This is a genomic window from Anaerolineales bacterium (assembly GCA_016928575.1).
Lineage (GTDB): Bacteria > Chloroflexota > Anaerolineae > Anaerolineales > RBG-16-64-43 > JAFGKK01.
The window spans coordinates 1-12,428 of the sequence record JAFGKK010000065.1; the positions used below are offsets into that span (position 1 = coordinate 1).

The following is a 12,428-nucleotide window of genomic DNA, read 5'->3' on the forward strand; positions in this document are numbered from 1 at the left end:
CCCCTGGCCCCTTCCCCCTCTCCTGGCATAAGTCAGGAGAGGGGGAAGGGGTTGTGGGGTTGGGGGTGAGGAAAGGGCAGGGACGGGAGGCTGAGGAGATACAAAATTCTTATGATATCCCCGACTTTCCCGGCGACCCGATGGGTGTCGAGACCGTGCCACCACGCCCGGATCGGACCCGGGATCATTCCAAACTGATCCTTGAATGTGAAACCGGCGTACATGTTCAAACGGGCGCAACTGAGGAGGGGCGAACCGCGAAGGTCGTAGAGTGTTTGCGGAACCATCCCGTAGAGCCGCTCGAATCGGACCGGCTTGAACCGCAATTCCAACGTCCGCTTGACCTCGGCCGGATCCGCCATCCGGCCGCGCCAGACTTCCTCGGTCACGTTGGTGTACGCCACGTTGAATTCCCGGAACAGGTCCGCAAACCCGATTTTCCCGAGGAAGGCCGTGTCTTCTTCCCTGAGCCGCTCCCAATGCCCCCTCCCGCTTAAACCAATACCAGTCGGGATTGTCCATCAGACACTTCCAGCCGCTGCCCTTTATCAGCCACTTCCACTCCACGGTTTTCCCCGACCTGGAAGCATTCCCCCCCTTTCCGAGAGGCTCAGCGAATGGGCCAGCGAGTAGGATTCGACGACGATGACGCGGGCGTAGAGGTCTTCGAGCAGCATCCGCATGGTTTCGGCGTCGCTAACTCCGCCGGGTCGGAGGAGATCCAGTCCGGTTTTTATAAGGATGGTTTCGCTGCCGAAAATGGGATCGCTTAAAAACCGCCTCCATTCCCCCGAGCTGCCGGCTTTGTCGGGGGTTGTGGGGCCGATCCGATGAACACGATCTTCGTTCACCATGCCAGCCCTTTATGGATTTGGTTGCTCGGGATGTCCTTGGCCCCGCCGGCCGGCGATGCCGGATTCTTAAGCAAGATTACGGCGTAACTTGTGCCAGCCTGCGTTCGGTCTTTTTCGCCGGATCCGGCCGCCGGGCAGGATGAAAACATCCGCCGCTAGCCGCCGTCTTCCCTCTCGATGAGCGTCCTGATGTTCTTGGCTATCCCCGCCGGCCATTGATCCAACCCCAGGTATCCGCCGATTTCCTTCAGCCGCGCAGGGTATTCAGCAAAGGGTGTCCCCGCCAGCAGCAGCGCCGTTTCCTCCTCCGTGAGGTGGACGGCCTTCCCCTTGTTGTCGCGGTGATCTTTGTTCATCGGACAGATGATCTGGCATTTAATGCAATCGTATAGGGAATGGTGGACCGCCGGCGGGAGCCAATCGGGAAAGGGATCGGGGGATTCGTTCAGGCAGGAAAGGCACCGCTCATTGTCGATCAGGAACAGATCCGGCCGGATCGCCCCGGTGGGGCAGTTGCGGATGCACGTCCGGCAATTGCGGCATACAGCCGCGACCCCGGCCGGAACCAGGGCCGAGACCGCCGGGGGAATATCGGTGAAAAACGCCAGATACGAAAAATTGCTGCCCAGCCCCTCGATGTAGGTGATGTTGTTCCGGCCGAAAAGGGCGAACCCGCTCTGGACGGCCAACCGTTTCAGCGGCAGCTTTCTCGCCTCTACGGCGCGGAAACCCAGCCTCGCAGATTCCCTTTTCACCGCGGCCCGCGCGCCTTCGAAATCCGAACTGACCAGCGAAACGCACCGATATTGCCGATTGTTATGCAGGAATGTCACCTCGGAATAAATCGGGTGCGGGAGGGTCAGCAGCAGAATCGATTCGATCGGGAAGCCCGTTTCCGGCAGGGTGAAATTATACAGGTCGTTCACAATCCACTTTTGGAAATCGTTGAGCGCATGGGAGGATTGGAAAGCCCGGATCTCTTTTTCCAGTTCCGCCAGCAGGGACGCGCGCACGAGTGTGTGCTTTTCGCCGTTTTCGAAACGAAGCTCCATGAGGCTTCCTCTCCGATCCGGGCATGCCTTGCCACGGATTGCACGAATAATTGTTACCATGGATTGTGCGGATTTATAAGGGGGGGGCGCGGGATAGTCTGTGAGATTTCTCCGAGGAATCTGATTTCCATCCAAATTTACGGGATTCCTAACTCCCCCGACCTCCATCGCCGCCGCCGGATTCCTCCGCGGGGGAGTTCAGGCCAGGGCCGCAGCGATGGCGGAATTCCCGGGCCGGGTTGCTTTGAAAGCGATTTCGCAGCCTCATTCATCTGTTTGCTTCACGCCGTTTGTTTGCCGTTGCGCGGCGATATCCCTGTACGTCACCGACGGATGGTGGTAGCGGTCGTTCTCGCGGGTCTTGGATCGTATCGGAAACCTCGATTCCACCTGGATCGCCCGGCGCGGGCAATAATTGATGCATGCAAAACAAGCGTAGCAGCGGACGTCCTTTTTCCATACGGGTCTCTTCTCCACCAGATGAATTTTTCCGCTTAAGCAAACCGGTTCGCAGATCCCGCAGCCCGTGCATTCCGGATCGCTGTAAAAGCGGACGAGACGCTGATACATGTAGTCGTGGGCTGCGCAGTTGAGGGATTTCGGGAGCAGCCGGTCGAACAGCTTCATCCCGAACGACAACTCGCGCCCGGCTTCCGAATCCTCCCCCTCCCGTACGCTTCGCGGGCGAGGATGGATTTTGCGAATCCGTCCAGCGCGCTTTGCAGGCCGGCTTCCAAACGGCGGATTACGGCTTCGTCATTCGTCGTCGCCGGGAGGTTCTGGTCGATCATATGATTCCAGGGCATGTTGACATTAACTCGGGCGTTCAATTTCTTCCCCTGCTTCGCCAGAAGCTCGTCCAAATAGTCAAACGCCTCCGAATGGCTGCCGCCCCGGGTGCACAGCGCGAAGAGATACCGCGCGGAGGCCAGGTCGGCCTTGTCCAGAAAATCCCGCAACGCGATCGGGATCGTCAGGCAAAAATTGGGGAAAACGAATCCGACCGCATCGGCGCCGGTCTGGATCGCGCTCCGTCGCAACGATCCCACGATCGGGATCAGCCTTGCTTCCGGCAGCCTGCGCCGCAATTCCCGCGCCGCATGCAAAGAGTTGCCGGTCCCCGGAACGTAATCGAGTCGGATAGTCATAGCATCCCTTCGCGCTGATATCCCAATCCCGAGGAACCCGCGCCCTCCGGGCAGGCAGCCGCCAGTGTGGTTTCCGATTACCTTCGTTCAATCACTTCCACCGGATCCATCCGCGAGAGCATCCAGGCCAGCGCGGCCGCGACCGCCGCCGTCACCGCCGCCGGCACCGGCAGCGTGAACAGCCAGGGAGTCGGATTGAAGAAATTAAGCTGGATCCCGGCCGGGGTATAGAGCCACAATTGAATTCCGATGGCGATTGCGGCGAAGAGCAAAACCGCCGCCAGCCAGGCCGCCCCGGCCGCGGCCAATCCCTCGCATGCCCCGCGCCACACCAGCCGCCGGCGGGTGAACCCGAGCGCCTGCAGCACCCCGAATTCCTTCCGCCGGCCCAGGAAAAAGACGTAGTTCAATCCGGCCAGGGTCAGGGCCGCCACCGCCGCGATCACCCCCTCGAGCAGGCCGAGGACCGCCACCAGCTCGCGCTCCTGCCGGCGGAATTCCGCGGTTTGGTTGCCGTAGGTGAGCACGCGCAATTCTCCGCCGCCCGCCTCACGGTCCAGGTACGCGTCGAGTTCCGCCTTCTGCCCGGCGCGGGGCAGGACGATCATCGAGAGCGGGCCCGCCCAATCCCCTCGGCCGGCCTCCACGAATTCCAGCGAGGCAAACGAAAGCCAGTTCTCCGCGGCGTAGGATTCCGCAGGTTGGAAAACACCGGACACCACCAGGGGCGAGGGCAGGCCCGGAGCGTCCGGGTAAAGCGGATCGGACGGGTCGCCGATGATATCGCCGACATGCAGGCTGCGGTTGCGGGCGAAGGTCCAGGGGACCGCCAATTCGTTGGTACCGGCGCGCGGCAGGCGGCCCTCCGCCAGCTCCAGCCCGAAGAGGTCGACCAGGTAAAGCAGGTCGTCGGCCGAGACGGCGTAGGTTTCGCCCGGATAGTTGGGCGTAACCGGCGGGATGTCGATTCCCAGCGCGGAAAAGACGTAGGCCGGAATGACCCGCCCAGTGGATGGGAAGGAGCGGATCGCCTGTTCCGTCCCCTCGTTGATCGGAGCGCCTCCCGGCGAAACCAGGCTCATCCGCTGCAGGTGGTGCAGCATCGGCTGTCGGGCGTCGTCGAAGATCTCGGCAATGAAGACGAACAGCGCCGTTCCCATGATCATCAGCGCCGTGGCGCCGACGAGCGCCAGCGCCTGGCTAATGTGGCGCCGGTAGAAAACCGCCGGGTCCAGCGGCCGCTTCAGCGATCCGGATCCCCGGCCGCCGATCCGCGCCTGCTCCATGCTCAGCTCGCCGCGCTCGACGATCGCCACCGGGTCCATCTTCCACAGCGCGCGCATCGTCGAATACAGCGTGAAGCCGATCACCGCCAACGGAAGCGGCGCGACGGTGAGGAGTTCCACGGGATTGACCAGGGGGAATCCGAAGCCGTTCGGCTCGAACCAGGCGGCGTTGATCACGGCCATCACCCCGCAAGCCGTAAGGATTCCCAAGCCCGTCCCGAGAAGCGCCAGCAAAGCGGTTTCCGCCGTCAGCCGCCGAAGCAGCCAGCCTTTGTCGCGTCCGACGGCAAGCAGGGTGCCGAATTCCGGCAGCCGGCGCAGGAATACGATCCGGTTGACCGACCCGACCACCAGCGCGATCGCGGCCGTCACCAGCAGGACGAGCGGGATGCCGATCGCGATCATCGCCCGCTGGTCGCGGCCAGCCTTCTCCCGGAAGAGGGAATCGGTCGCCGGCACGAAGCGAAACTCCCCGGCGCTCCCGCGGAGAAAATCGTCCACCGCCCCGCCGCGGCCGGGCCGCGGGATCACCAGCAAGCCGTCGCGCGTCAGGCCACCGTATGGCTGCGACCCGGAGAGGTATTCATAGGAAACGATACCCAGCCGCACCTCTCCTTCCAGCAATCCCACCACGGTCAGCGGCGCGGCCAGCGAGACGTACGCCATTTCATCCGCCGACCACTCCATCGTTCCGCCGATCCCCAGCCCGAGCGCGGCGGCGATCTCGCGCGAAAGCGCGGCTTCGTTGGTCCCGCTCTCCGGCAACCGTCCCTCGGCCAACTCCACGCCGCACAGCTCCAGAACCGCGCCGCGGTCCTCCTCCCGCAGGCCGATCAGGCGGAAGGGCGAGACCGTCACGCCGAGGTTCGGAACCCACAGCTCGAGGCTGCGCTGCGGGAGAATCCGCGCGACGTCCGGATTTCCACGGACCGCCTCCACCGCGCTTGGATCGAGCGCGGATGCATCTTCGGCCTGCACCAGGCTGAAGCGGCTCAGATAGCGGTTGGTGACGTAGAGCGGCGTGATGTAGGTTTCGTACAGCAATCCGATGACCAGGTAGACGGCCACCGACGCCGACGCCAGCAGGCCGGCCAGGACGAGAGTCCAGGCCTTGTGGCGGCTGTAATACAGGAGCGGGGACAGCGGATTCATGGGTTACGTCCTCCTCTCAATCACGGCAACCGGATCCAGCCGTGAGAGCATGGCGGCGGCCGTAGCGACGCTGACCGCCAGCACTGCGGCCGGCACAGGCAGCGTGAACAACCACGGGATGGGATTGAAAAAATCGAGCCGGAAACCGACCGGTTCGTACATCCCGGCCTGCATCAGCGCCGCCAGCGCCGCGCATCCGAGCGCGCCCGCCAGCCAGGCGGCGCCGACGGTGAACAGCGTCTCGCGCCCGATCCGCCGGATTAGCTGCGGGCGGGAAAATCCCAGCGCGTTGAGCAGGTTGAGCTCCGACCGCCTCTGGGTGAGGAAGACATAATTGAGTCCGGCCAGGGCCAGGGCCGCCACCAGCGCAATGACGCTTTCCATCAGCGAGATGGTGAACAAACCCATCGCCGTGATCTCCCGGAGGAAGGCCTGCTGTTTTCCGAAGGTGCGCACGTTGCTTCCCATCGGGCCGATCTCCCCTTCCAGCCAGGCATCCAGCTCCGCCTTCTGTCCGGATCCGGCGGTGACGATCAGCGCCGGAGCGGTTTTCCATTCGCCCCACGCCGGCTCGACGAACTCCAAGGACATGAAGCTCAGCCAGTTTTCCTCTTCCCGGTTCTCCGCCCGGGCGAAGATCCCCGAGATCGTCAATGCAGCGGGCAGCGTCGGCGCCCCCTCGTAAACCGGATGGTCCGGATCGCCGATGACGTCCCCCACCGCAAGCCCGCGGTTTTTCGCCAGCGCCCAGGGGAGGACGATCTCGGCCGCGCCGGGCTTCGGCATCCGCCCTTCGGCCAATTCCAAGCCGTAAAGTCCGGCCAGATAGTCCAGATCCTCGGCCGCGACGGCGTACGTTTCCGCCGGGTTGAACGTGTTGACCGGCGGGAGGACGATGTCGATGGCATAGACCGGATAGGTCCGGATGATCCGCTCGACCAGCGGCGAAGACCGGATCCTTCCGGCGAGCGTGTCTTCCAGATCCGGACGGTCGGGGGAAACCAGGCTCATGCGGCTCAGGTTGTTCAGGCTGGGTTTGGCCACGTCGAACACCGCGGTCATGATGAAGACCAGCAGCGCAACGCCCATCACCATCATCCCCATTGCGCCGACCGTCATCGCGGCCCGGCGCTTGTGGCGCCGGTAGAACGTAGCGGCCGCCAGCGGTTTGGGCTGCGATGCTCTGCCCTTGGCCGGACGGGGTTGGCCCTCCAGGCTTAAGTCCCCGCGTTCGACGATCGCGACCGCGTCCATCCGCCCCAGCGCGCGGGTCACACTCCACAGCGTGAAGCCGATCACCGCCAGCGGGATGGGGATGAGCAGCGGAATCGCCAGCGGTTCGAGCGGATGGAAGGGAAATCCGGCCGGCGCGTAGAGCGCGCTGCTGAGGACAGCCATCATCCCCACCGCCAGCGCGACGCCGAGGATCCAACCGAGGACCGCCGGGAGGGAAATCTCGAGCGCCAGCCGCCGCACCAGCCACCCCTTTTCGCGGCCGACGGCCAGCAAGGTGCCGAATTCCGGCAGCCGCCGGGTGAAGGCGATCTGGTGGATGACGTTGATCACCAGCCCGACGGCTATCGAGATCAGGAGCACGATCGGGCCGAAGGCCAGGACGACGGCCATCCTGCTCTGCGCCGCAATTTTCTCCAGGGAGTGGAGGCCGTAGGTTTCGAACGGCGCACCGGCGGACCGGCGGACCAGAAATTCGTCCACGGCCGCCTCACGGCCCGGCCGCGCCAGCACCAGCAGGCCGGAGACCGCCTGTTGGCGGTACGCTTCCCGGCTTTGCAGATATTCGTAGGAGACCACGGCCAGACGGACGTCGCCGGAGAGAATGCCGACCAGCGTGAACGGACTTGTGACCGCTGGATAGTACGTCTCGTCGACGGCGCGGCCGATTTCGTCGCCGAGGTTCAGTTTGAGCGCCCGGGCGACCTCCTCGGAAAGCATCACGCCGTTCGTGCCCGGCTCCAGCCACTCCCCTTCCTTTAAGATGACGTTGCAGCTGTCCATCACGGCGGGCACGTCCGCTTCCCGCAGGCCGATCAGGCGGAAGGAAAACATGAGTCCGCCCAGGTTCGGCACCATGATATCCAGGGAGCCGTAGGGAACCGCCCGCTCGACGTCGGGATTGGCGGGAATTCCGCCGGTGAACTCCCCGGGGAGCGCGTTTCCCTGATCCGGCTGGATGAGGCTGAACTTCTCCAAATACCGGTTCACCGTGTAATAGGGCGCGATATAGGATTCATTCATCAAGCCGATCAGCAGATAGAGACCCGCCACCGCCAGGGCTTGGAACGCGATCAGCAGCAGAGCCAGGCGCTTGTGGCGGAGGTGATAGCGGAAGGGGGATAGCGGGTTCACGGATCACATCCTTCTTTCGATAACGGTTATCGGATCCATCCGCCCGAGTCGGCGGACGGTGAGCGCGGCGCACGCGGCGAGCACCGCGGCGGGAATCGGCAGGGTGGCCAGCCAGGGAACGGGGTTCAGGAAATTCAAGTTCAATCCGGCCGCGGCGAAAACGCCGTATTGCAGGAACAGCAGGATGAGGAAGCATCCGGCCGCCGCGGCGGCCCAGGCGGCCGAGAGCAGGAAGAGGGCTTCGCCCAGGATCCTCCCCGCCAATTTTCCGCGGGCGTACCCGAGCGCGTTCAGCACGCCCATCTCCGCCTCGCGCCCGGCGAGGAACAGCGAATGCAAGCCCGCCAGCGCCAGCGCCGCGACCAGCGCCACGACGCATTCCATCAGCGCGAAGGTGGCAAGCATCGACCTCATCTCCCGGTTCTGCGCGGCCCGTTGATTCGCATAGGTGAGCACGATCCGTCCCTCTCCGGCGATCTCCCCCTCCAGCCAGGCGTCCATCGCCCGCTTTTGGCCGGCTTGCGGGACGAGGATCAGCGACCGGCCGGACTGCCGATACGGTTCGACGAACTCGAGCGACATGAACGAGAGCCAGGTATCCTCGGCGGTCGTTTTGCCCGGAGCGAAGACGCCCGAAATGACGATCTGGACCGGAAGCGCCGGAGCGCCGGGATACGCCGGACGATCCGGATCACCGAGCACGTCGTCCACGCGCAGGCCGCGGTTCTTCGCCGCCGCCCAAGAAATCGCCATTTCGTTGGTGCCCGGCCGCGGCAGGCGGCCCTCCGCCAGTTCGAGCCCATACAGGCCGGCCAGGTATTCCAGATCCTCCACGCCGACGCACAGCGTTTCCACCGGCTTGCTGGGGAACATCGGCGGGATGGAGATTTTCATCGGCGCGAAGGCATAGACCTCGATCGCGCGCTCGACCATCGGATTGGATTGGATCCGGCCCCGCAGCGCCGGATCGAGCTCGCCCTGGTTGGGCGAGACCGCGCTCATCCGGCTCAGGACGTTCAGCCCCGGCTGCATCGCGTCGACCCCGGCCGCGAAGAGCAGGAATAGCAGTCCGGTCCCGAGGATCAGCAGCAGGGCGGAGGCGATCAGGGTTCCCGCCTGCCGGCCGTGGCGCCGGTAGTAGGTCCGCGGCGCAAGGGGCCGGGGCGGATCCGCAGACCGATTCCGTCCAGTAAATTCATTTTTCTCCGGCTCCATCGCCAACTGCCCGCGCTCGACGACCGCCACCGGATCCATTCGCCGCAGCGCGCGGTAGGCCGAGAGCACCGCGGAGAGGATCACCGCCAGCGGAACGGCCGTCACGAAGGGAATCGCAACCGGCGCAAAAACGTCGATCGCATATCCCCGCGGGGAAAAGAGGACGGCGTCGACCGACGCCAGCCCGATCCATCCGAGCAAGATGCCGAGGGTCCATCCGGCCAGCGCCGGGCCGGCGGTTTCCAGCGCCAGTCGCGCCGCCAGGCTCTCCCGCCGCCGGCCGAGCGCATACAGCGTGCCGAATTCCGCCAGCCTGCGGGTGAAAGCCAGCCGGTTGACCGCGCCGAGGACCAGGGTGATCGCCGCGGAGACCAGCAGCACGATCGGCACGCCGAGCAGGTACAACAGCTTCTGATCCTTGGCCGTCTGCTCGGAGACCGAGGCGTAGGTGTAGGTTTTAATGGAAGCGCTCTTCACCTCCCGCAGCAGATAGTCCTCCATCGCCGCCCCACGGCCCGGCCCCGCGATCACCAAGAGGCCTTCGGCCTTCAGGCTGCGGTAGCTTTCGCTCGCCGCGAGGAAATCGTAGGACAGGATTCCCAGGCGCACGTCGCCTTCGAGGATCCCTCTCAGCACCAGCGGGCTGACGATGTTCGCATACGCCTTGCCGTCGGTCGTCCGGTCGAAGGAATCGCCGAGTTTCAATTTCAGAGCGGCGGCGATTTCCCGCGAGAGCGCGACCTCGTTGCTTCCCGGGGCCGGCAGGCGGCCCTCCGCAAGCGAAACGCCCGATTGCGAAAGCACCGTTTCCACATCCTCCGCCTTCAAACCGATCAAGCGGAACGGAAAGTTCGCGCCGCCGATGTTCGTCACCTTAATCCGCAGATCGTTCTGCGGGAGAACGCGCGCCACATCCGGGGAGGCCAAGATCCTGGCGGCCGTTTCCGGCGCCAGGGTCTGCGCCTCGTTCGGCTGGACCAGGCTGAATTTGGAAAGGTAGCGGCTGATCTCGAATGCCGGGGCGATGTAGGTTTCCTGCGCCAGGCCGATGAAGAGGTAGAGGCCGGCGACCGTCAGCGCCAGGAGTGCCGTGAGCGCCAGCATGAGCCGCGGATGCCGGAGGGAATACCGGAAAGGAGATAGAGGATTCATACTGCATGCCCTTCTGTGAATTTGAGTCGATTCAGGAAAGCCCGGCGGAATCATTCGCCCCGGCCTGCGCGGCGCGCGCGACCCTGTCTTCCACCCCGGCGATCTGCCCGTCGCGCAACCGCAGGATCAGGTCCGCCTCGGCCAGGATCTCCGGGTTGTGGGTGACCGCGATCAGGCTGCCCTGCTCGCGGTAGAATCGCAGCAGCGCCATCACCTGCAGCCCCGTGCGCCGGTCCAGGAGCCCGGTCGGCTCGTCGGCGAAGATGATCCGCGGGCGGTGGATCATCGCCCGGGCGATCGCCACCCGCTGGCGCTCGCCGCCCGAGAGTTCGTAGGGGAAGCGGTGCAGTTTGTTCCCCAGCCCGAGGTCCACCAGGAGCGCCTTGGCCTGCTCGGCGTGGGCCGCATCCTGCACCGGCGCCGAGACCATCACGTTTTCCAGCGCGGTGAGGTAGTTGATCAGGAAGTGCTGCTGGAAGACGAAGCCGAACTCGGTTCGGCGAAGCGCCGTCCGTTCGGTCTCGCTCATCTTGCTGTACGGCCGGTCGTCGAGGTAGACCTCGCCGCGCGTGGGTTTCCGCAGCCCGCTGAGCATGTAGAGCAGCGAGCTCTTGCCGCAGCCCGAGGGCCCGAGGATTCCAATGAACTGGTGGTCGCCGGCGCGGAAGGAAATTTCGTGCAGAGCCTCCACCACACCTTCGCCGTCTTTGTATTGCAGTGTCAGATTTTCTCCGTGAAGCATGTCCGTCTCCTTTTTGCCATCCCATCCCATCTCCCCCACCCCCTCCTCCCTTCCCGTGATACGGGAACCTGTCCTCGAGCGAAGCGAGGGGAGGGAGGAGGGGAACATCCCGAGCGCCTTTCCCGAGCGGAGCGAGGGACAAGGGGAGGTGGGATGGGATGGAGAATGATTAAACGAATATTCCCTCCGCCCAAGCGCGGATCGCACCCCAGTCCCGGCGGTCGATGGTCGGGGTGAGACGGACCAGCCACTTCGGCAAGCCGTAGGCGGTCGTGCGGCCGTCGAACCGGCCGGCGAAGAACCGGATCGGCGCCGCCGGAAGAAGCTGCCGGACTTCCTCGATATACGATTCCCGCATCTTCACGTCCACCTCGCGTTCGCTGCGGAAGAAGAAATGCACGAGGAACACCGCCGCAGGAACCGCTTGAAGCGCCGCCCGATTGGCACGGAGAAAATCGAGCGCCTCGGGCAGGGGCTTTCCGCCCTGGATGGCGCTGCCGATCAGGACGGCTTCGTATCCCGCGACGGGCGGATTGTCCTTCATCGGCCGGACATCGACCGCGGATCCGCGCCCGCCGAGCGTCTTTCCGACCGCCTCGGCGACCCCGACCGTTGTGCCGGTCGCGCTGGCGTATGCAACAAGCACCTTTTTCATTTCTTTTGCTCCAAAATGGAAGGATTTCAATTCCACGGGCGGGAGGTCGGGCGCGGTCGCGGAAATCCACCCGGCCGCCCCGCACGCCGCCGCGCCGGCCGCCGCCGCGCCCAAACAGCCGGCTTTGAGAACACTGCGGCGGGAGACCCCTCCCTTCCCTCCCCAAATCGGTGGCGATGATTGTTTTTTATTTGATAATTCCATCCTCACCGATTTGGGGAGGGTGGCCGAATCCTGCGTTCGAACGTTCTCCTTGGATGGCCGGGAGGGGTTTGTCATATTTGCATTATCCAGATTTACCGGCTCATTTTCCATAGGCGCGCGTCATTATCGCCCCGGGAGTGGGTCACGATCCGGACATGACAGTGTCATGGTTAAAATTTTTCGCAACTGCTCAGCCTTCTGGACTTGTTTCCTTCCTCACCCCCAACCCCTCACCCCTTCCCCCTCTCCTGGCATACCCTCGCTTCCCCCGCTTCGCGAGGGCAGGCGCGAGGGCAGGCACCAGGAGAGGGGGAAAGCCTGTCCTCTAGCGAAGCGAGGGGAGGGACGGGGGATAGGGGTGAGGAAGGAAACGCGCAGAATTTCTCTTCGATATGGGATGGGCTGAGCAGTCACAATTTTTCTTCAAATTCGGATTGCTTTTTCGGCGTCAGTTTGCGCCGTTATTCATTCTCGCATCGAGTTGGGGAGCTGAAAACCGGATTTTGAACCTTTTATGCAAATTCCGGTCAATTCGGCCACCGATTCCGGTGTAATCCGGCCGCCCCATACCAACCCTCCATCATCAGCGACGAGATTGTAC

Annotated in this window: 10 protein-coding genes; all 10 read right to left on the reverse strand. The window is 64.0% G+C overall.

The window, feature by feature from the left end:
• Window positions 1-32: 32 nt before the first annotated feature.
• The 10 genes from JW929_08565 to JW929_08610 all read right to left on the reverse strand — a co-directional run bounded on the left by JW929_08565 (window position 33) and on the right by JW929_08610 (window position 11,623).
• Entirely contained in the window at window positions 33-404 is a 372-nt protein-coding gene (locus JW929_08565) for a hypothetical protein (GenBank protein MBN1439447.1), read from the reverse strand.
• A 144-nt stretch (window positions 405-548) separates the two neighbouring features.
• Entirely contained in the window at window positions 549-851 is a 303-nt protein-coding gene (locus JW929_08570) for a hypothetical protein (GenBank protein MBN1439448.1), read from the reverse strand.
• 158 nt (window positions 852-1,009) lie between these two features.
• Window positions 1,010-1,906, reverse strand: a complete 897-nt coding sequence (locus JW929_08575) for a hypothetical protein (GenBank protein ID MBN1439449.1) — start codon at window positions 1,904-1,906, stop codon at window positions 1,010-1,012.
• A gap of 264 nt (window positions 1,907-2,170) precedes the next feature.
• Window positions 2,171-2,533: a hypothetical protein gene (locus JW929_08580; protein ID MBN1439450.1), complete on the reverse strand. Its 363-nt coding sequence runs from the start codon at window positions 2,531-2,533 to the stop codon at window positions 2,171-2,173.
• Window positions 2,530-3,054, reverse strand: a complete 525-nt coding sequence (locus tag JW929_08585) for an EFR1 family ferrodoxin (GenBank protein MBN1439451.1) — start codon at window positions 3,052-3,054, stop codon at window positions 2,530-2,532. The genes JW929_08580 and JW929_08585 overlap by 4 nt, the downstream gene beginning before the upstream one ends.
• Before the next feature lie 77 nt (window positions 3,055-3,131).
• Window positions 3,132-5,492 carry an FtsX-like permease family protein gene (locus JW929_08590; GenBank protein MBN1439452.1) on the reverse strand — a complete coding sequence of 787 codons (2,361 nt, stop codon included), beginning with the start codon at window positions 5,490-5,492 and terminating at the stop codon, window positions 3,132-3,134.
• Between the two features lie 3 nt (window positions 5,493-5,495).
• Window positions 5,496-7,859 carry a hypothetical protein gene (locus JW929_08595; GenBank protein MBN1439453.1) on the reverse strand — a complete coding sequence of 788 codons (2,364 nt, stop codon included), beginning with the start codon at window positions 7,857-7,859 and terminating at the stop codon, window positions 5,496-5,498.
• Window positions 7,860-7,862: 3 nt separating this feature from the next.
• The gene (locus JW929_08600; protein MBN1439454.1) at window positions 7,863-10,226 is read right to left on the reverse strand and encodes an ABC transporter permease; all 2,364 of its coding nucleotides are present in this window, start codon (window positions 10,224-10,226) and stop codon (window positions 7,863-7,865) included.
• A gap of 31 nt (window positions 10,227-10,257) precedes the next feature.
• Entirely contained in the window at window positions 10,258-10,968 is a 711-nt protein-coding gene (locus JW929_08605) for an ABC transporter ATP-binding protein (protein MBN1439455.1), read from the reverse strand.
• Between the two features lie 169 nt (window positions 10,969-11,137).
• On the reverse strand, window positions 11,138-11,623 hold the full coding sequence (locus tag JW929_08610; GenBank protein MBN1439456.1) for a hypothetical protein: 486 nt from the start codon (window positions 11,621-11,623) through the stop codon (window positions 11,138-11,140).
• Window positions 11,624-12,428: the final 805 nt, after the last annotated feature.